The organism is Brevibacterium sp. XM4083 (assembly GCF_006489205.2).
Lineage (GTDB): Bacteria > Actinomycetota > Actinomycetes > Actinomycetales > Brevibacteriaceae > Brevibacterium.
This window is the reverse complement of sequence record NZ_VFYR02000003.1, coordinates 437003-457758: the sequence shown is the minus strand read 5'-3', so window position 1 is coordinate 457758 and position 20756 is coordinate 437003. Positions and strand designations below refer to the sequence as shown.

18 protein-coding genes are annotated in these 20756 nt (G+C 67.1%); 10 read left to right on the top strand and 8 right to left on the bottom strand.

The window, feature by feature from the left end:
• Positions 1-134: 134 nt before the first annotated feature.
• The 9 genes from FJ887_RS11385 (at position 135) to FJ887_RS11345 (ending at position 6497) form a co-directional block, all read left to right on the top strand.
• Complete coding sequence (locus FJ887_RS11385) at positions 135-716, top strand: dihydrofolate reductase family protein (protein ID WP_095375268.1); 582 nt, start codon at positions 135-137, stop codon at positions 714-716.
• Positions 717-853: 137 nt separating this feature from the next.
• Positions 854-1807: an ABC transporter ATP-binding protein gene (locus tag FJ887_RS11380; RefSeq protein WP_095375267.1), complete on the top strand. Its 954-nt coding sequence runs from the start codon at positions 854-856 to the stop codon at positions 1805-1807.
• On the top strand, positions 1807-2679 hold the full coding sequence (locus tag FJ887_RS11375) for an ABC transporter permease (protein WP_095375266.1): 873 nt from the start codon (positions 1807-1809) through the stop codon (positions 2677-2679). Before FJ887_RS11380 ends, FJ887_RS11375 begins: the two co-directional genes overlap by 1 nt.
• A gap of 10 nt (positions 2680-2689) precedes the next feature.
• Positions 2690-3931, top strand: coding sequence for a sensor histidine kinase (locus FJ887_RS11370; protein ID WP_171006965.1), 1242 nt, complete (start codon positions 2690-2692; stop codon positions 3929-3931).
• A complete protein-coding gene (locus FJ887_RS11365; protein WP_095375264.1) occupies positions 3924-4556 on the top strand; it encodes a response regulator in 633 nt (210 codons plus the stop codon). The genes FJ887_RS11370 and FJ887_RS11365 overlap by 8 nt, the downstream gene beginning before the upstream one ends.
• 138 nt (positions 4557-4694) lie before the next feature.
• A complete protein-coding gene (locus FJ887_RS11360) occupies positions 4695-5489 on the top strand; it encodes an ABC transporter ATP-binding protein (protein ID WP_095375263.1) in 795 nt (264 codons plus the stop codon).
• A gap of 144 nt (positions 5490-5633) precedes the next feature.
• Complete coding sequence (locus FJ887_RS11355; protein WP_171006963.1) at positions 5634-5798, top strand: hypothetical protein; 165 nt, start codon at positions 5634-5636, stop codon at positions 5796-5798.
• Positions 5799-5896: 98 nt separating this feature from the next.
• Positions 5897-6079: a hypothetical protein gene (locus tag FJ887_RS11350; RefSeq protein ID WP_095375262.1), complete on the top strand. Its 183-nt coding sequence runs from the start codon at positions 5897-5899 to the stop codon at positions 6077-6079.
• Positions 6080-6095: 16 nt separating this feature from the next.
• Positions 6096-6497 carry an NUDIX domain-containing protein gene (locus tag FJ887_RS11345; RefSeq protein WP_095375261.1) on the top strand — a complete coding sequence of 134 codons (402 nt, stop codon included), beginning with the start codon at positions 6096-6098 and terminating at the stop codon, positions 6495-6497.
• On the opposite strand, the gene FJ887_RS11340 is transcribed toward FJ887_RS11345, so the two are convergent.
• On the bottom strand, positions 6490-7509 hold the full coding sequence (locus FJ887_RS11340; RefSeq protein ID WP_095375260.1) for a serine/threonine dehydratase: 1020 nt from the start codon (positions 7507-7509) through the stop codon (positions 6490-6492). The genes FJ887_RS11345 and FJ887_RS11340 overlap by 8 nt on opposite strands.
• A 196-nt stretch (positions 7510-7705) precedes the next feature.
• Entirely contained in the window at positions 7706-9037 is a 1332-nt protein-coding gene (locus tag FJ887_RS11335) for an MFS transporter (protein ID WP_095375259.1), read from the bottom strand.
• A 337-nt stretch (positions 9038-9374) separates the two neighbouring features.
• Between FJ887_RS11335 and paaZ the strand changes: the two genes are divergently transcribed.
• Entirely contained in the window at positions 9375-11408 is a 2034-nt protein-coding gene (gene paaZ / locus FJ887_RS11330) for a phenylacetic acid degradation bifunctional protein PaaZ (protein WP_095375258.1), read from the top strand.
• Positions 11409-11424: 16 nt separating this feature from the next.
• Here the strand turns inward: paaZ and FJ887_RS11325 are convergent, their stop codons facing one another.
• From FJ887_RS11325 to FJ887_RS11300, 6 genes are all read right to left on the bottom strand, one after another.
• Complete coding sequence (locus tag FJ887_RS11325; RefSeq protein ID WP_095375257.1) at positions 11425-12783, bottom strand: MFS transporter; 1359 nt, start codon at positions 12781-12783, stop codon at positions 11425-11427.
• A gap of 153 nt (positions 12784-12936) precedes the next feature.
• Positions 12937-13710: a TetR/AcrR family transcriptional regulator gene (locus tag FJ887_RS11320; protein WP_095375256.1), complete on the bottom strand. Its 774-nt coding sequence runs from the start codon at positions 13708-13710 to the stop codon at positions 12937-12939.
• 58 nt (positions 13711-13768) lie between these two features.
• The gene (gene paaK / locus FJ887_RS11315; protein ID WP_095375255.1) at positions 13769-15064 is read right to left on the bottom strand and encodes a phenylacetate--CoA ligase PaaK; all 1296 of its coding nucleotides are present in this window, start codon (positions 15062-15064) and stop codon (positions 13769-13771) included.
• Between the two features lie 106 nt (positions 15065-15170).
• On the bottom strand, positions 15171-15737 hold the full coding sequence (gene paaI, locus FJ887_RS11310; RefSeq protein WP_095375254.1) for a hydroxyphenylacetyl-CoA thioesterase PaaI: 567 nt from the start codon (positions 15735-15737) through the stop codon (positions 15171-15173).
• A gap of 198 nt (positions 15738-15935) precedes the next feature.
• On the bottom strand, positions 15936-18707 hold the full coding sequence (locus FJ887_RS11305) for a bifunctional glycosyltransferase/CDP-glycerol:glycerophosphate glycerophosphotransferase (protein WP_171007089.1): 2772 nt from the start codon (positions 18705-18707) through the stop codon (positions 15936-15938).
• A 16-nt stretch (positions 18708-18723) separates the two neighbouring features.
• Positions 18724-20382: a stealth family protein gene (locus FJ887_RS11300; protein WP_095375252.1), complete on the bottom strand. Its 1659-nt coding sequence runs from the start codon at positions 20380-20382 to the stop codon at positions 18724-18726.
• Positions 20383-20756 lie beyond the last annotated feature (374 nt).

Sequence of the window (20756 nt, the reverse complement as noted above, 5' to 3'; positions counted from 1 at the left end):
GATGTGGAACCTCGGCGACGGCAGAGCGGACAGTCCCAAGGTGTCCTGTTCCGAACCCCTATCGCCGAGGCGGTTCGAGGGCTAGTCTCGAAGCACTCGACAACCACATGCACCGCTGCATTGGGAGGACCGCCATGACCGCCACGTACACGTTCGACGTGTTCAGCAGCCTCAACTCACGCGCCACCGTCTCCGAGGAGTCCGACTGGGGCGGTTACTGGGGAAAGCAGGGTCCCGAACTCCTCGAAGAGCGCCTCGGCGAGTACTCCGGCAGCCAGCGGCTCGTCCTCGGGGCGAACACGTACCGGGCGTTCGCCGCGATGATCGCCGCAGCCGGGGAGGACTCCGAGGTCTTCGACCCGTGGGTGACCGAGATGCGCAACCTCCCGACCACGGTCATCTCGAACACGCTGAGCGAACCGCTCGACTGGCCCGACGCGACCTTGGTGCGCGGCGATGCCGTCGAGGTCGTCACCCGGCTCAAGGAGAGCTCCGATGTGCCGCTGCGCTCCCACGGCAGCCTCGCGATGAACCGCGCACTCATGGACGCGGGCCTCGTCGACCGCCTGCAGGTCACGATCTTCCCCGCCCTGACCGGCCGCACCGGAACCGAACCGATCTTCGACGGCGCCGAGGACTTCGACCTCGAACTCCTCTACTGCCGCACCCTCGACGGGCGCACCCAGGAGCTCATCTACCGCCCGCACCTGCACTGAGCGCCTCACCTGCACTGACGGCGGGAGGGCGAGCCGCCTCGGCGCGGTCGTGACCGGAGGTGTCCACCGATCGGGGGACAGCGGTCGTCCACTGCTCGGGCGTTTCGGGCAGGCCGCCGTGCGCCGAGGATGGAGGCATGGCTCACGCAATCATCGCCCGTGAACTCGTCAAGACGTATCGGCGACCCCAACAGGATCCGGTCAACGCCGTCGACGGGATCGACCTCGAGATCGACTTCGGCGAGTGCTACTGCCTGCTCGGACCCAACGGTGCGGGGAAGTCGACGACCGTGGAGATGCTCGACGGTGCCCGAACGCCGACCTCGGGCGAGCTCTCCGTCCTTGGATTCGTCCCCGCCCGCGCCCCTGCCGCATTCCGCGCCCGCATCGGCGTCGTCGTGCAGGAAGCCACGGACGGCTCTCACTTCACTGTGGCGCAGACGATGCGCCACCTCGCTCGCATCTACCCGAATCCCGCCGACTGCGACGAGCTCATCGCCGCAGTCGGCCTGTCCGAGAAGGCGAACGACAAGGTGAGCAGCCTCTCCGGCGGGCAGCGGCGCAGACTCGACGTGGCGCTCGGACTCGTCGGGCGCCCGGAGATCCTCTTCCTCGACGAACCGACCACCGGGTTCGATCCGGTCTCGAGACGGCAGTTCTGGGACCTCATCCGCCGACTCCACGGCGACGGCACGACGATCGTCCTGACCACCCACTACCTCGACGAAGCGGAGGCGCTCGCCGATCGCATCGGCATCATCAACCACGGCGTGCTCATCGATGAGGGCCCACCCGATGCCATCGGGGGTCCCTTCGCCCGTGTGCCCCGCGTCCGGTGGGTCGATGAGGTCGGCACCGACCGCGTCGAGCGCACCGAGACTCCGACCGCCCTCATCTCCTCCTTGGCCCCGCCCGACGGTGGGGAGATCACCGGTCTGCGGGTGGTGAGGCCGAGCCTCGAAGACGTCTACGTCGAGCTCATCGGCAGTGCCGACGATGCCGGCACTGTCAGTGACGCTGCCGCGGGGGCGCCGACCGAACAGTCACCCGCGACAGCAGATTCCCCGAGCGCTGAGGTGAGGAGCCGGTGATGAATGGACAGCACACCGCCGAGGTCGACCGACGGTCCGCAACCACGATCTGTCCCCAGTGGCGGCCGTCGGTCGTCGCGCTCGGCTGGCAGCGGACGAAGATCGAGATCGCCATCCTCTCCCAGGACTACCTCTCCCTCTTCCTCGTCCTCTTCTTCCCCGCACTGCTCATGCTTCTCTTCGGGATGATCTTCGACGATATGCCGCCGTTGCCCGGTCCCGACGGTCAGAGTCTGTCCGTGGCCCAGACCTACCTGCCCGGACTGCTCGCCGTCGGCACCGTTCTCAGCGGTTTTCAGAACCTGACCGGCTACGTCGCCGTCGACCGCTTCAACGGCACCATCCGCCGACTCTCGTCCACCCCGCTGCCGGAGGTCAGCTACTTCCTCGGCAAGATCGGGATGACTCTCGTTCTCGTCGTCGCTCAGAGCGTCCTCCTCCTGCTCGTGGCCACGCTTGTCTTCGACGTCCCACTTCCCGCGGACCCGATGCGCTGGGTCGTCATCGCCGGAGTCATGCTGCTGTCGACGGCGGCCGGGGCGGTGCTCGGGATCGCGCTGGCCTCCGCTGCGAAGACCGAGCAGGCAGGGACGACACTGGCGGTCGCGCCGACGATGGTGCTGTCGTTCATCTCCGGCGTCTACATGCTGCCGAGCCTCCTGCCGGACTGGCTGCTCGGCATCTCCGCGATCTTCCCGCTGCGGTGGACGGCTGTGGGACTCCAATACGCATTCCTCCCGGAGTGGGCGTTCGAGATCCCGGAGATGAAGACGGCCGACCCGTGGCTCGGCATCGGCATCATCGCCGCCTGGTTCGTGCTCGGACTGATTCTGGCGATGAAGACCTTCAAATGGAAGCCGAAAGACTCATAGAGTCATGGGTATGGACAGGGCAGCGGTGAGGGACGAGGGAACCGACGCCGAGGCGGTGGGCGGGACCTCGGTCGTCGAGACCTCTGCGCGCTGGTGGCATCTCGCGTTCTACCTCTGCTTCGCCGGCACTGCGGTCTTCTATGCCGTCGTCATCCCGTGGCCCGAGGCGCTGCTGGCGCTCGCCCCCTTGGCCGTCATCGTCGTCGCCTACTCGCTGCTCGTCATTCCCGACTGGCCGTCGCCGAACCGCGGGCGCGCCTATGTCCTCATCGTCATCGTCTGCTTCGTCGTCGCCACGACGCTGACGCCCTACGGCGCCTTCATGTACTTCTTCGCCCTCGGCCACATCTGGATGTTCTCCGGCGGGCTGCGCGAAGTGGTCATCGCCTTCATCGTCCTCGCCGCGGGACTGACTGCGGGGATCGGCATCCGCACCGGAGGACTCAATCCCCTGGACATCGTCCTCCAAGTGGTGCTGCCGTGCGCGGGGAGTTTCGCCATGGGCCTGTGGATCGATCGGATCATCAGGCAGAGCGAGGACCGAGCCGAGCTGCTGCGGGAGCTGCGGCGCACCCAGGACGAGCTCGCCCGTGTCAACCACCTCGCCGGGGCTGCCGCGGAGCGGGAACGGGTGGCCCGCGACATCCACGACACCCTCGCACAGGGCTTCACCTCGATCGTGCTCCTCTCCGAAGCCGGACTCGACCAGGTGCGCCGGCCCGCCGAGGCGGAGGCGACCCTGCGCTCGATCCGTCGAGTCGCCCACGACAACCTCGGCGAGGCCCGGGCGCTCGTCCAGTCCGGCCAGCAGCGGTGGGACGACACCGCGTTCCTCGGGGCGCTCGAGCGCACATGTGCCCGAGCCCAGACGGCGAGTCCTGGCCGCACCGAGGTGCGGGCCGCCATCGACAAGTCCGCGACCGGACTCGACGTCACTGAGAAGATCGTGGTCCTCCGCGGTCTCCAGGAGGCACTGTCGAACGTCATCAAGCACGCCGAGGCCGCCTCGGTGACGGTGACCTTCACCGCTGCTGAGGACACGGTGCGCCTGAGCGTCAGCGACGACGGCATCGGCTTCGATCCCGACGCCGAACAGGGCGCGACCGACGGACACGGCCACTTCGGACTGCCGTCGATGCGGCAGCGTGCCGCCGAGATCGGCGCAGACCTCTCCATCGCCTCCCGGCCGGGGCACGGCACCCGCCTCGACATCACGGTCGGGCGCACCGGAAGGGAGGCCGGGCATGCCTGATGTGCGAGTGATCCTCGCCGACGATCATCCGGTCGTGCGCAGCGGACTCGTCGCGCTGCTGGCCTCGAAGGACGGCATCGCCGTCGTCGCCGAGGCGGGTGACGGGCAGGAATGCGTTGAGGCGGTGGCGCGGCTGGATCCCGACGTCGTGCTCATGGATCTGCGGATGCCCCGCCTCGACGGGGCCGCAGCGACCGCAGCGATCACCTCGGCGCATCCGGCGACGAAGGTCGTCGTCCTCACCACGTACGACGAGGACGCCGACATCGTCCGCGCGGTCGAGGCCGGGGCGGTCGGGTATCTCCTCAAGGACAGCGGTGCCGACCAGATCGCGCGCGCGGTGCGGGACGCCGCGCGGGGGGAGACGGTGCTCGCGCCGCGGATGGCGACGACCCTGATGAACCATCTGCGCGCCCCGTCCGGACCGCCGCTGTCACCGCGGGAGATCGAGGTCCTCGGTGGGGTCGGCGAGGGCTTGAGCAATGCCGAGATCGGCAGACGCCTCCACATCACCGAGGCGACGGTGAAGACCCATCTCGTGCGCGCGTTCGCGAAGCTCGGCACCCAGGATCGGACGCGCGCGGTGCTCGAGGCGATGCGGGCCGGGTATCTCCCCGGACCGTGAGGTCACGGGCGGGGTCGGTCCCGCCGACAGAGCCACCCATCCACGATGCGGAACACGATCGCGGATGCGGTCGACCGCCTCGGTGAGCGTCGGTCCTAGACTCGAATCGATCCTGACCGGACGATGAAAGGCGGCGCTGTGGCCGAAGCAGTCCTCGATCTCAGCGCGGTGACGTTCCGGCGCGGGGAGACGAAGATCCTCCACGGGATCGACCTGAGGATCGCGCGCGGCGAGCACTGGGTGCTGCTCGGCCCGAACGGGGCGGGGAAGTCGACGATCCTCTCGTTCGCCGGCGCCCAGGTGTTCCCGACCTCGGGGACCGTCGACGTCCTCGGGCAGCGGATGGGCCGGGTCGAGCTCGCGGCCCTGCGCCGGCACATCGGGCATGTCAATCCGCGCCATCCGCTGCGGTCGAACCTGCCCGTCCGCGACGTCGTCCTCACCGGTCTGACGGGGACGATCGAGCGACCGCTGCGGTGGGAGCCGACCGACTCCGACCTCGCGCGCGCCGCTGCGATGCTCGCCGAGGTGGGGCTGACCTCCCGTGCCGACGCCGGGTGGCAGGTGCTGTCCCAGGGGGAGCGGGGTCGCGCTCTCGTCGCCCGCGCGCTCATCGCCGACCCCGAACTCCTCCTCTTCGACGAGCCGACCACCGGCCTCGACGTCGCCGCCCGCGAACAGCTGCTCGAGACAATCGATGCCCTGTCCGAGTCCTCGCCGGAGCTCACCACGCTGCTCGTCACCCATCACCTCGAGGAGATCCCCGAGACGACCTCGCACGCCGTGCTCATCTCCCGCGGCAGGCTCACGGCCGCCGGCCCGATCGCCGAGGTGCTCACCACCGAGGCGGTCTCGGCGGCCTTCGAGCACCCGATCGACGTCGGGCACGCCGACGGACGCTGGTCAGCACGGACGGTGCGTGCGCGGGTGTGACAACGCTCTTTACCTCTCGATACCCCTCACCTGACGACCACGACCCACGGCAGTCCGACAAGGGGTCTGGCCAAGGCGGCCGCGGACGGGCAGACTGTGGACACGGGCATGCTCAGCCCGACACGCAAGGGAAATGAGGACGCCATGGGACACCACAAGAACAACGACGAACTGCGCGAAGAGCGGTTCGAGCAGGAACAGCACCGCCAGGACCTGCGCGACGAGGTCTTCGCGGAGACCGACGGCGACGTCGACGACTCGGGGTCGCAGGACGAGCGCCGCAAGGAGGGCCTGCCGGCGGAGGAGTGAGTGACGACCGCCTCGGGGTGGGCCACCTCGGCGCCGGTCGCCTCGGCGCGGGTCGCAGCGCATTGCGGCCTGCTGCCGCGGCGACCTAGGCTGGACTCATGAAGATGAGCACAGTCTGGAGCGTCGTCGGCGCGGTACTCGCGATCATCATTGCGTGGTGGCTCGTCAGCGTCGTGTTCTCGATCGCATGGTTCCTCGTCAAAGCCCTCATCGTCGTCGCAGTTGCGGCCGTCGTCTACGCATTCCTCAAGGGCGCATTCCGCGCGAAGGACCGGCAGTAGCGGCACCCCGTCACCCGTGGAGACCATTCGCGCGGCCAGCGTCGTCATCGTCGACGAGCATGCTCGTGTGCTGCTCGTCCGGCGCGGCCGGGAACCCGACCGCGGTAAGTGGTCGGTGCCCGGCGGCAAGTGCGAAGCCGGGGAGACCTTCGCCGAGGCGGCCGCCCGGGAAGCGCGCGAAGAGACCGGCCTCGACGTGCGCGTCGACCGCGAACTCTGGTCCCTGACGATCCCCGCGGCCGGCGGCCGCGAATACGACGTCCACGACTTCGCCGCCACCGTCATCGGCGGCGTTCTTGAGGCCGGTGACGACGCCGCGGACGTCCGCTGGTTCACCGACGCCGAACTCGACGCCCTCGACCTCACCGACGACCTCGCCGGCTATCTGCGTCGGGCGCGGGTCTTCGACCCTAGGTGAGATCGCCGAGGTCGGTGTTCGCTCCGCAGAGGACGACCGCGACCTTCTCGCCGGGTTCCGGCGTGTACCCGCCCGAGCTGTGGACCCCGGCGAGCGCGGTCGCCGCCGCGTGCTCGACGACGAGCCGGTGCTCGGCCCACAGATGACGGCGGGCCGCGCTGATGTCGGCATCGCTCACGAGCACCGAGGTGACGAGGTCGGTCTGTGCCGCCGCGAGCGCGAGCGGCGTCGCGCGCCGTGCGCCGAGGGAATCAGCGGCGACGGAATCGACGGTGACGTCGACGGGCGCACCGGCCTCGAGCGCGGCATTGAACGCGCGCGACCCCTGCGGTTCGACCGCAACGGTGCGCACCCCGTGGAACGTCGCCGCCGTCGCGACCCCGGCGAAGAGTCCGCCCCCGCCGACCGAGACGACGACGGTGTCGAGATCGGGCACCTGGGCGAGGATCTCCGTGAACACCGTGCCGGCACCCGCGGCGATGAGCGGATTGTCATACGCATGGGACGCCAGCGCCCCGGAGGAGTCAGCGAACTCCGCGCAGGCCGCGGCCGCCTCGGCGTACTCCGATCCGACCAACCGGACATCGGCACCGTAGGACCGCAGTCGGTCGACCTTGACGGCCGGGGCGGTCTCGGGCACGAAGACGGTCGCCCGCACCCCGGCCGCCTGGGCGGCCCACGCACACGCGAGCCCGGCGTTCCCACCCGAGGCGATCGTCACCCCCGCCGCGGGGAACGAGCCCTCGTCGAGGTGGGCCCGGATGAAGTTCTGCGCGCCGCGGGCCTTGAAGGTCCCCGTGTACTGCATGAACTCGAGCGCGAAGTAGAGCCCGGCGGCCGCGGGGTCGGTGGTCGGCAGCGCCACCCACGTCGCCCCGGTGTCGGTCTCGGCCTCGGGGCGACGGCCGTGCTGCGCGGCAGCCACGGACACCGCGCGCACGCGACCGGTGATCCGCTCGGCGGCCGCTTCGATGTCGGGATAGTCGAGCCGGGTGCGGGTGGGCTCGGGCATGGGCGCCTCCTCGGTGGTCGTCACTGACGTGTCTCTCCACCCTAGACGCACGGGATCGAATCCCGGATCCGGCCGGCCGCTGAGGTGGCACAGCTCCGGCCGGCCGCCGAGGTGGCACGGCTCCGGTCGGCCGCTGAGGTGGCACGGCTCCGGCCGGCCGCCTCGGCGAGGATCCCTCCGTGGCCGACGATGCGCGTCAGTGGTGCTTGGGCACGCCCAGCGGGGTGCCCTTCGTCTCCTTGACGAGGCTGACGCCGATGAGCGAGATGACGCAGACGATGATGAGGTAGATCGCGATCGACAGGGAGTTGCCGGTCCGCGCGAGCAGGGTCTCGGCGATGGTCGGGGCGAACGCGCCGCCGAGGATCGCGCCGAGCGCGTAGCCGATCGACACGCCCGAGTACCTGACCTGGGGCGGGAACATCTCCGCGTACATCGCCGACATCGGGCCGTAGCTCAGGCCCATGCCGACGGTGAGGATGAAGATGCCGATGCCGTACATCCAGATGTTCACCGCGTCGATCATGAGGAACGTCGGGATGAGCCAGAGGATGAGGAGGATGTAGCCGATCTGGAAGGTGCGCACGCGCCCGAGCCGGTCCGACAGCGCCCCGCCCCACATCGTGAAGATCAGCCAGCCGAAGCTCGCGAGCGTCGTCGCCAGCAGCACGGGGGCGCGGTCGAGGCCGACGGTGCCGCCCTCGGTGAGCGGGCGGGAGGCGTAGGCGGCGAAGAACGCGATGATCATGTAGCCCACGGCGTTGTTGCCGATGAAGATGATCGCCGAGAGCACGACCTCCTTCGTGTTCTTCCTGAACAGGGTGCCCAGCGGGGCCGAGGATTCGGCCCGGCGCTCGGCGAGTTCGGCGAAGACGGGGCTCTCCTCGACCTGCTTGCGGATGTAGTAGCCGACGATGACGAGGACGACGGAGAAGAGGAACGGGATGCGCCAGCCGAAGCTCGCGAACTGCTCGGGCGTGAGGACCGTGGTGAGGATCCAGATGACGCCGGTCGCGAGGATCATGCCCACGGGCACGCCGATCTGCGGGTAGGCCCCGAAGATGCCGCGCTTGGCATCGGGGGCGTGCTCGACGGAGAGCAGCGCCGCCCCGCCCCATTCGCCGCCGGCGGAGAACCCCTGGAGGATCCGCAACAGGGTGAGCAGGATGGGGGCGGCAACGCCGATCGCCGCGTACGTCGGCAGCAGGCCGATGAGCGAGGTCGCCGCTCCCATGAGGATGAGCGTGAGGACGAGCATCCGCTTGCGGCCGATCCGGTCACCGAGGTGGCCGGCGATGATCGCGCCGAGCGGACGGAAGAGGAACGAGATCCCCAGGGACGCCCATGCCATGATCTGGCCGAGCGCCGGGTTGTCGGCGGCGAGCGGACCGAAGTACTGCACCGAGAGGATGAGGCCCGCGGCCTGCGCGTAGATGAAGAAGTCGTACCACTCGATGGTGGTGCCGACGAGGGTGCCGGCGAGGACTTTGCGCTCCTCGCGGGTGATCGGCTGTGTCGCGGTGGACATGGGTGATCTCTCCGTTGAAATCCGGGGCCCGCTGGTCGCACGCTGCCTGTCGTTCTGCGGTGAGCGGCAGGGAGGCGACCTTTGGTGACTGTTTGGTCAGTTAATACGGATGATCATAGTCCACCGAGGTGACCCGCACCACCCGCGGGACCGCCGATGACAATTACCGACCGATTGGTTAGTATATGGACTGATCGGTGAGCTCGGACACACATTCCGGGCCAGGTTCGGAAACCATCACCTCCGGGCCGCGCCCGGGTGCGGATCCGGGCGCTGAACAGTCGACAGCGGCGACGGGGCACGAGCGGCCCCGAGCGTCGAGAATGCGGGAGACCTTATGACCGAGACCCTGAGCTCCTTTGCCGCCGGCACCTGGCACACTCCGGCCGACACCGCCGGGGCACGCGATGTCCGCGATGCGACGAACGGGCAGCTGCTCCACCGCGTGTCCTCCGACGGCATCGACTTCACCGCCGTCGCCGACCACGCGCGCCTCGTCGGCCTCCCCGCCCTGCAGAAGCTGACGTTCCACCAGCGCGGCGTCATCCTCAAGCAGCTCGGCGCGCACCTCATGGAGAGCGCGAAGGACTACCACGAGATCTCGTTCACCACCGGCACGACGAAGCGCGACGCGTTCGTCGACATCGAGGGCGGCATCGGCACGCTCTTCACCTACTCGGGCGTCGCACGCCGTCAGATGCCGAACTCGACGGTCCTCCTCGACGGCGATGTCGAGCGCCTGTCGAAGAACGGCACCTTCGTCGGCCGCCACATCCTCACCTCCCGCCAGGGTCTGGCGCTGCAGATCAACGCGTTCAACTTCCCCGTGTGGGGCATGCTCGAGAAGTTCGCCCCGATGTTCGTCGCCGGTGTCCCCGTCGTCGTCAAGCCCGCGACCGATTCCGCGCACCTCACCCGCGCCGTCGTCGCCGACATCATTGCCTCCGGACTCCTGCCCGAGGGAGCGATCCAGCTCGTCACCGGCGACATCTCCCCGCTCTTCGACGAACTCGCCGAACAGGACACGATCGCGTTCACCGGTTCGGCCGGCACCGCCCGTCGCCTCGCGTCGCTGAGCTGCGTCACCGAGCGCGGCACCCGCTTCTTCGCCGAGGCCGACTCGCTCAACTTCTCCCTGCTCGGCCCCGATGCCGCTCCCGGCACCCCGGAGTTCGATCTCTTCGTCGACGGCGTCATCGCCGAGATGACCGTCAAGGCCGGGCAGAAGTGCACCGCGATCCGCCGCACCTTCGTTCCCGCCGAGCACGCCGAGGCGGTCGGGGAGGCCCTGACGGCGAAGCTCGCCACCGTCACCGCGGGCGACCCGCGGGAGAGGTCGACGAAGCTCGGCCCCGTCATCTCCGACAAACAGCGCGGAGACGTCCTCGACGCCGTCGATGAGATCGTCGCCGGCGGCGCCCACCTCCTCACCGGCGGCCGCGAAGCCTCCGACGCCCTCGCTGCCGAGCTCGGCGGCTCGTTCATCGCCCCGACCGTCCTCCAGGCCGACGACCCCTGGGTCGACGCCGTCCACGACATCGAGGCCTTCGGTCCGGTGACGACGCTCATCACGTACTCGACCCTCGCCGAGGCGGTCGACCTCGCCGCGCGCGGGCGCGGGTCCCTCGTCGGCTCGGTCGTCACCCACGATCCCGCGTTCGCCGCGGAGTTCGTCCGCTCGGTCGCACCGTGGCACGGCCGCATCCTCGTCCTCGACCGCGATGACGCCGAGGAGTCGACCGGTCACGGGTCCCCGCTGCCCAACCTCGTCCACGGTGGGCCCGGCCGTGCCGGCGGCGGCGAGGAGATGGGCGGTCTGCGCGGCGTCACGCACTTCATGCAGCGCACCGCCGTCCAGGCCTCCCCGGACATGCTCACCGCGATCGGCGGGGAATGGGTGACGGGAGCGGAGCGCCACCTCGGCGACCATCCGTTCACGAAGTCCCTTGCTGATCTGCGCATCGGCGACGCCCTCGAATCGGAGTGGCGGGAGGTCACGCTCGAGGACATCGCGCACTTCGCGGAGTTCACCGGGGACACCTTCTACGCGCACACCGACGAGGAGGCCGCGGCGGCCAACCCGTTCTTCCCGGGCCGCGTCGCCCACGGGTACCTCATCGTCTCCTTCGCCGCCGGCCTCTTCGTCCAGCCGGATCCCGGTCCGGTGCTCGCGAACTACGGGCTGGAAGGCCTGCGCTTCGTCACGCCTGTCTCCCCGGGTGACAAGCTCAAGGTGACGCTGACCGCCAAGCGGATCACCCCGCGCGAGACCGACGAATACGGTGAGGTCCGCTGGGACGCCGAGGTCGTCAACCAGGACGGCGAGCCCGTCGCGAACTACGACGTCCTCACCCTCGTCGCGAAGGAGTGAGGGCCGGCGGGGATGCTCAGGTGCGCGCTTCGTCCTCGGCGGGGACGGCCGGATTCCGGATGCCGGCCAGGGACACGAGCCCGCCGATGATGAGGAGGATCGCGACGAAGACGGCGGCACGATGGAAGCCGGTGAGATCGATGGCCCCGCCGACGATGACGCCGACGATGGCGATGGTGATGAGCCCGGCCACGCGCGAGATCGCATTGTTCACGGCACTGGCGATGCCGCTGCGCTCCTCCGGGATCGCCCCGAGGACGGTCGAGGTCAGCGGGGAGACGGTGGCGGCGAGTCCGAGGCCGAAGACGATCATCGCCGGCAGCACCTGCCACCAGTAGTTGAAGTCCTCGCGGACGAGGAGCAGCATGAGCGACCCGACGCCCATGAGGATCGGTCCGAGCGCCATGAACAGCCGCGGACCGATGCGTCCGGCCAGGCGACCGCTCGTGGAGCTGAAGAGGATCATCATGATCGTCGTCGGCAGGCTCGCGAGACCGGCGGCCGTGGCCGTCAGTCCGGCCTCCTCCTGGAGGTAGATGGCGACGACGAAGCCGTTGAGCGACAGGGCTCCGTACATGAGCGTCGTCGTGATGTTGCCGACCCAGAAGTTCCTGGCCCGGAAGAGATCGAGGGGCAGGATCGGGTCGCTGACCCGCCGTTGGCGCAGCAGGAACAGGAGGAAGAGCGCGGCCCCACCGAGGAGGGTGATCGGGATGAGCGGATTGCCCCACCCCAGCCGCGGCTGTTCGATGAGGCCGAAGACGAGGCCGCCGAGGCCGAGGATCGAGAGGATCGCCCCGAGGATGTCGATGCGCGCGTCGGGACGGTGGGGCGGATCGGGCACTTTGCGCAGCAGCCACAGTGTGATGGCGATCGGGATGACGTTGATGAGGAAGGCGAACCGCCAGCTCGCGAAGTCGACGAGGACGCCGCCGATGAGCGGACCGACGATCATCGCGCCGGTGGTCAGTGCGGTCCACGTGCCGATGGCCTTCGCGCGGGCCGCACCGGAGAAGTGGGCGCTGATGAGCGCGAGCGAGCTCGGGACGAGGAAGGCGCCGGCAGCACCTTGGAGCATCCGCGCGATGATGAGGATGAGCGGGTCCGGGGCGAGCGTGATGATCACCGAGGCGATGCCGAACCCGATGAGGCCGATGACCATCACTCGGCTGCGACCGTAGGCGTCGCTGATCGAGCCGGCGACGAGCATGATGGCCCCGAGCGTGATGAAGTAGCCGTCGACGACCCACTGCTGGGTGACGAGCCCGCCGCCGAGCTCACGGTCGATCGCGGGCAGAGCGACGTTGACGATTGTGCCGTCGAGGAACGCCACGAACGAGGCGAGCACGGCGATCCACAGGATGCGAGAAGTCACCCTGTCAGAGTACGCCCTCAGGCAAGGCTCACTGGGCAAGGTCGCGGCGCGTGACTCGGTGAGGCTCGTGTCTCGGACTTCCGGTCGCAGAGTGTCGATCTGCGCGCCCGTCATCGACACTCTGCGACCGGAAGTCGGCGGGTTCGGGGCCTCTCACGTCGGGGGTGGGGCCTCGAGGCCGGTGAACGCCATCGCCGTCACTGCCTCGGCGATGGTCTCGGGGTCGACAGGATAGCCGGGGCGGTACCACTCGGTGATCGAGTTGACCATCCCGAAGAGCAGGCGGGTGACGAGGCCGGGCGGGAAGTCCGCGCGGATGCCGCCCTCGGCGATCGCCTCGGCGACCAGGGCGCGGATCTTGTCGTCGATGCCGCGCCGCTGTTCGAGGGCCTCGCGTTCGACCTCGGAGTTGCCGCGCACCCGCAGGAGCAGAGTGACGGAGTGGTGGTATTCGATGAGGATGAGGACGCTGGCGTGGACGGCGAGCCGCAGACGCTCGAGGGCGTCGGTGCCGGTGCGCCGGCTCTCGGTCTCGACCGCCGAATCGAGGGCGCTGATGCCGCGGTTGATCGCGAGCCGCAGCAGCTCCTCCTTCGACTTCACATGGTGGTAGATCGCCGACTTCGTGATCCCGAGCTCGCGGGCCACGGTGTCCATCGACGTCCCGTCGTAGCCGCGGAGGACGAACACCTCGGTGGCCTTGTTGATGAGCGTCTCCCGGTCGTAGCCGGGACGGCCACGGCGCGGACGCGACTGTGCGGTCGCCTCGGCGACGATGGCACCACCAGCCCCACCGGCGGCACCAGCCCCACCCGGGGCATTCGCACCGGCCGCCTCAGCGGCAGGATCCCCGCCGGCAGCCGACGGCACGACGGCCTCTCCGGCCGAGGTCGGCGGAGTCTGCGCAGGTGACGGGCTCTTGGACATGCGCACCAGTCTAATCAGCGAGACGCTGCCGCCGCCGCGACACGGGTCACACCCGGCCTCAGCGGATGTTCTCGCGATGGTCGATGATGCGCTTGAGCTTGCCGACCGAGCGCGGCAGCGACCCGGGATCCTTGACGTCGACGGTCGAGGAGACGCCGAGGCGCTCCTTGATCCGCGCGGCGACGCGGCTGCCGAGCCCCTCGCGTTCGACCGCGCCGACGCCGTCGCGGCACTCGACCTCGACGGTCACCTCGTCCATTCGGCCCGGGCGGGTGAGGACGAGCTGGAAGTGCGGGCTGAGGTGCTCGAACTCGAAGAGCACGGACTCGACGTTGGCGGGGTAGACGTTGACGCCGCGGATGATGATGAGGTCGTCGGAGCGGCCGGTGATGCGTGAGATGCGGCGGAAGTTCGGGTGGGCGGTGCCCGGCAGCAGGCTCGCGAGATCGTGCGTGCGGTAGCGGATGATCGGCAGCGCCTCCTTCGTCAGGGAGGTGAAGACGAGTTCGCCCTCCTCGCCGTCGGGCAGCACCTCGCCGGTGAAGGGGTCGACGATCTCGGGGTAGAAGTGGTCCTCCCAGATCGTCGGGCCGTCCTTGGTCACTGCGGATTCGCAGGCGACGCCGGGGCCCATGACCTCGGAGAGGCCGTAGATGTCGACGGCGTCGATGTCGAAGGACTTCTCGATCTCGCGGCGCATCTCGTCCGTCCACGGTTCGGCGCCGCAGATCGCGACCTTGAGGCTCGTCGAGGTCGGGTCGATGCCCTGCCGGTGGAATTCGTCGAGGATCGTGAGCAGGTAGGTCGGGGTGGCGGTGATGATGTCGGGCTGGAAGTCCTGGATGAGCTGGACCTGGCGCTCGGTCTGTCCGCCGGAGATGGGGACGACGGTGAAGCCGTGGCGTTCGGCGCCGTGGACGCCGAGTCCGCCGGTGAAGAGTCCGTACCCGTAGGCGTTGTGGAGCATCTGGCCGGGGCGTCCGCCGGCGCCGATGATCGAGCGGCGGATGAGGTCGCTCCACACGTCGAGGTCGTTCTGCGTGTATCCGACGACGGTCGGCAGTCCGGTCGTCCCCGAGGACGCGTGGATGCGGGCGACGTTCTCCCGGGGGACGGCGAAGAGTCCGAACGGGTAGTTCTCCCGCAGGTCCTGCTTGCTCGTGAACGGCAGCTTCGCGATGTCGTCGAGACTGGTGATGTCTGCGGGAGTGATGCCGAGCTCGTCGAAGGCCTTCCGGTAGAAGGGGACCTTCTCGTAGACGGTGGACACCGTGGTCGTGAGGTTGGTCAGCTGATGAGCGCGCAGTTCATCGAGGCTCATCGTCTCACCGGCGTCGCTGGCGGTCGCGGTCATCGTGGTCTCCTGGCGGGTGTGTCGAATGCGGTGTGGATGTCCTGGAGCGCCGAGGTGGTGGCGCGACGCGGGCGGCGCCGGGTGAGCGGGGTCCGCGGGGTGAGGGTCAGGGGGCGGCGTCGGGCTTCGGGGCCGGAAGGGTGCGCGAGCGGCCGCGGTAGACGGCGATCGTCTCATCACCGCGCTTGACCTCGACGTCGTAGATGCCGGAGCGGCCCTGCCGGACGACCTCGCGGCCGTGGGCGACGAGTTCGTCGCCGACGCGGGTGGGCTTGAGGAAGGTGATGTCCCCGCCCGAGGCGACGGTGACCGATCCGGGGTAGTTGCAGGCCATCGCGAACGTCGTGTCGGCGAAGAGGAAGATGTAGCCGCCGTGGGTGATCTCGTGACCGTTGGCCATGATGTCGGTGACGGTCATCGAGCACTGCGCCCAGCCGGGTCCGTGATCGTCGAGAGTGATCCCGAGGTGCTGGGAGGCGCGATCGTTGGCGTACATCGCCGCCGCGCCCGTGTGCGCTTCATTGCCGATGCCGGGCGTGCTTCGCTCAGGTGAGGCGGATGTGCTCGCCGAGGCTGCGCTTGCCGAGGCTGCGCTTGTCGAGGCGGCCGGAGCCGGGGGTGCGGCCGTGTCGGTGCGGGCGGTGTCCGTCGCGTCGATGTCGGCATGTGCCATGTCGGGCTCCTCCTCGAGTCGCTGCGCTGCAGGGTCGCCGTCTCAGACGTGCCGCACGGCGGCAAGAGAATAAACGACCATCTGGTCAATAAATATCGTTGTGATCGGCGTCTCTGTCAAGTCAGCGAAGTGGCGGCTGACTCCGAATGGAGCGGACAAGCGCGGGCACATCATCGGTGAGAACAGGAGACTCCCACCTCAACCTGTGGGTGCGGTCTCCGACAATGTCTCTTCTGAGCTCGTGTGCACCGGCTCTGTCGTTGCATGCACGGCGGCATCTGCCTTCGGTTGGGACTCGACGGCCAGGTGAGAGACATGTTCGGATTTCAGTGATCGTTCGGCTCGTGAAAGGTCGTCGAGGTATCGGGTGGGCTGTGCCGTCGGGTTTGGTCTGAGCGCGGTTCCGTCCTTGGGCGAGACCACTTTGAGGGACCGGGCAATCGCCTTGTAAGTGCGCTCGCAGTTCCCCGTTTTCGGGAGGGTGAACGTTGCACTCCGTCGCCGGGCGAATTCGGCGATACGAGGATCGTCACCCGAGACGAGTGAGACGATCGCTGCGACTGCCTCGGAGGCGGTGGACACAACTGGACCGAACCCATCATTGTCGAATGAGAAGTAACCGGGTCGAGCAGTGTGCCCACCCCCGTAGATGTTGTCCACGTCGAACTGGAAATACACCACCGGGCGGTCGATGAACGCAGCGTCGAAGGCGACTGACGAGGTGTCGGTCACCATGAGCCGCGAATCGACCAGTGCACTCTGAAAGTCCATGTCGGCATGGCGAACCAACTCGACGTCATCGGGAAGATCCCGCTGCTCGATGTGCTTGTCGATTGACGGGTGAGGCACGAAGCGGAGGCGCAGATCGTGTTTGCCGGCGAAGTCGCGGAGTTCCTGTGAGCGCATCAGCGCCGACCATTGGAGCCACCAGTCGGATTGCCGGAGGAGATCTCCGCGTCGCGAAGGATCATCGATCGTGGCAAGGGCGTCGACAAGTCCTCTTCGCCACGTCGGCATGAAAGTGATCGTTGATGAAGGCGAATCCTTGCGGGAGGCGTCGAGCAAAGCCAGCCGATCATAGCGCGGCATTCCTGTCATCATCGTTTCCTTGTTGCTGAGGGCGTACGCGCCTCCATCACCAACGATCGACTGATGTTCCGGCTCAGTTGTTGTCACCACCAGCCGGGGAGTTTTTGTGTTGAGCCAGCCTGAGAGGTCGTCCTTGGTGACTCCGTGTTGAAGGAAGACGTGATCCCATTGCGGTTGACGTCCATTGCTCAGTTTGAACGGGTGGGTGAGATTCCGTTCGATGTTCGACGACACGAGCAGTTCGGCGTTGAGGCACAGAGCTTTCCACAGGCGCGAACCGTGAGCGATAAGCCGGTCCACTCCTTCGGCCTTGAGCCGGGCCCAATCGGGAGAATCCTTGTCTAGGACGAACCAGGCATTGCAGTTCTTCTGCGAGCTGCGTACATACTTGAAAAGGTGCTCGGCGTTGTCGCCAGCCTTGTCCATGCGGTCCATGAACACCCAGGCATCCTTGAACTTGCGACGGAGCCGAGGTGAGTCAGCGAGCGCAGTCGTGATTCGATCGTCGATCGACACGTTCCGGTGTCTCCGGGTCCGTGAATGTGAGCGTGTGGCCCGATCCCGCGGTGCAGGGCCGCGCTTCTCTGCCCGCGCTGGACGAAGTACGAATTGCTTTGGCGTGGGCAGAGATTCTGTGATGGGCACGTCCATCCCATTGAGGGAGATCGTGATGGTCCCGCGGGCGCTCACCCAGAGGATGCGTTCGAACAACAGCGGGCGACCGAGATACTTCATGGCGCGGGTTTTGGCGTACATCGGCTCCGCCTCGAGTCCACGGAACTTCAGCACCTCATCAGGGCGTTCGCCTGTGAACCGATAACGGAGTTTGACGAGCTTCTTCTTTGCGTCGAACTGTTGAACTTGCACGAAGTCCCAAGACCAATCGGATCCCGAAAAGCCATGGAGAAGTGTTTCTCGCTGTGAGTGTGAGACCTTGATGAGATCGAAAGCTTCGATCAGTGGGGTTTCGATATGACTCCGTACCTCAGCCATGATTTCGCAGAACTCTTCAGCGACTGCCGATGAGAGGTGACCTGTCTTCGGAAAGAGTGACTCCTCCGATCGCAGAATCCAGAACACTTCGTAGAGGACGATGTTCTGCAACCAGAGTGGAATCGGACCGGATGCCTTCGCTCGCTTCAGAAGCTCGAGCAGGCCGTAGCGCAGCACATCCGTGTAGCGTCGAGGATCCGCGGAGCTTGTCTGCAGGGACGAACTGCCATCGGCTCGGCGGCGGTAGATATAACGGGCAACAGCGTCGAAGACGATTTTGCGAGAATCGCAGGCCAACAGGTAGCTCTGAATGAAGTGGGCGTCTTCGAACACGGGGCGAATGCGGGGATCAAAGCGCAGACCGTGCCGTTCAACCCGATCTCTGAGGAAGAACGCCATTGTGGAATGAAGTGTGATGTTTCGGGGGAAGCGATCGATATCGACCATCTGCGTACCGCCCTGGAACCGGAAACGCAGCGGGTGAGTCTCCCCGATTTCGTTTCGCGCTTCCCAGAAGTCGATGAGTCGGCACACCACCATGGAAGGAGTCTCATCGCCGTTCACGTCATCGTGAACTGCGGCGAGGTATTCGGGTTCAAGGATGTCATCGGGGTCGGGGAAGCTCACCCAGGAACCGCTTGCGTGGTCGAGGCCGGTGTTCCGGGCTGCTGCCTGCCCCGCGTTCGCCTGGTGGATGACCTCCACCGAATAGTCGGTGGTCGCCGCCCAGGCTTCGATGATCTCCGCGGAGGAGTCCGTCGACCCGTCGTCGACCAGCACCACCTGGACTGCGCTGTGATCGAAGGTCTGCTCATCGAGGGAGCGCAGGAAGTCGGGCAGGTACTGCTCGACGTTGTAGACGGCGGAGATCAGACTGAATTGCGGCATCGGAGGCTGGTGTCCTCTACTTTTCAAAGGTGCTCGGGAGGGGGAACTTCTCATCGAGGAACCACCTGACGATCTCATCGAGGTGGTCCTGCATGTCCGGGGAGGAATCGGTGTCGTTGAGGCAGAGGACATCGAGATCCCTGCGACGAAGCAGACGTCGCATGTAGAGCTCGGCGTCCGGGCGCGAGATGTCCATGTATGCGTACCGAATCCCGGAGTCGATGGCCCTGCCCTGCGCATACGCGTGGAAGTGGTAGAGCGCCGAGGCGATGGAGTAGTCATCGGGGTGCCGGAACTTCGATCGGGCCACGCTGTCGAACAGATCCTGATGTGACTCTTCGAACTCGGTCATCACCGACTTCAGCTGCGGATGCGGGGTGTGCTTGAACTTGTTGCCGACACGCCTGCCATGCTCATCGAGCATGAACTGACGACCGTGCTTGGCGGCCGACAGCACGGGGAGGTCCCGAGCGGTCGGTTCGGCGAGGTCGAGAGGGGCAGTCGAGGGGAAGAAGCGCGAAAGCCCGCTTCCGGTGAAGAACAGATCGGGTTCGGTCGGGCGCATGAAGAACAGATCATCGTTCATGTAGACGTAGTTCTCGCTCAGCCCGGGGATGTGATGCAGCTGTGATTCGATCGCATGCGAATTGAAGACCGGGAGATTTCCGGGCTCAGTGAAGATGTCGCGATGGTCGATGACCGTCAGCTTCGGATGATCGACGTTGAGCCAGTCGGGAACCTGGTCGTCGGTGACGAGGTAGATGTGGTTCGCCCAACTCGCATACGACTCGACTGATCGCAGGGAATAGAGCAGCTCTTTGCGATCGGCGAACCGTGAGTCGGACACCGCCGACTTGTTGATGGTCTCCCCGGTGAGAGCCGCTTGGGCCTGCAGCTTCTTCCACAGCCATGTCGGGTCGGAGCCGTTGACCCAGGTGTAGACGAGATCGACAGGACCGTCGATCTCGTACAGATCCGGAGCACTCGGCTGAGCCGTTCGGTTGCCGTTGGCCAGCGAGGCAGCCCAGTCAGCCGGCGTGAAGTACTCGACCAGGGTGCGCGGCTGAGTGAGAACGCGGTGAAGAGTGCCGGGTACATGCCACGAGCCGTCGACCCGGGGCTCCCGGGGACCGAGGTCGGCCCAGGCCTCGACGATGATCGTCTCATTCTCGGTGTTGAGGCGTCGGCCATCGGGTGCTGCGGCAAGGCGGCGACATTCGATGGCGGCGACAACACCGGGATCGTGGCGCATCTTCTGCAGACCGATCGACGACGAGAACTGATCGCGGAAGACCTTCGCCCAGCCGTTCTCCGGTGTCAGTCGCGCGACTGCGGCGAGGACGCGCCGGATCTGCGAGCGCGGAACGACAAGTCGTGTCTTCTCGCGTGACCTGCGCGGGAGTTCGACGAAGTCCACCTGTGCGGCGGCGAGGATTGCGCGGACCTGGGCAAGATTCTCGGCTCGGGCGGCCCGGGAATCATGCGCCTGATGGGCCACCGCATCCGACGACCGTGGCGAGCGATTGCGCACCGTCGACCGCACTCGCTGCTGCCATTCGGTCTCTCCGTGACGGACTTCGGAGAGCAGGAGTTTCTGCTGGTCGCTGAGTGCGTCGACCATGGTTCTGCGGAAACCGCCGACGACGGTATTCACCTTCGACTTCAGCCCGTTCACTGGCAGTACCTCCGCAGGTCATTGTCACGTCACTTTCAATTTAATGCGAAGTCATCTTTGCACCGCGGATTGACACGAGCAAATCAGGTGTAGTGGATCACGGGAATCGCCTGGATTCTGAGCTGTAGTCCGACGGGGAGAGCAGAAAAACAACAATGCTTGCCAATTCATGCTGTGCGCCCATGTTTCCAGAGGTGAATCCCGCTCGATACTCGGCGCGGAATCGAGCGGGAGCCACCTCCGGGGCAGTCGGGTCGTCAACGACTGTCCGCCGCGGCGCCTGAGGATTGATCGGCCGCTCGCCTCAGGGCGCCCTGCTCGTCAACGACTGTCCGCCTCGGCGCCTCGCCTGCGCGGGGTGACCTATTGCGTGC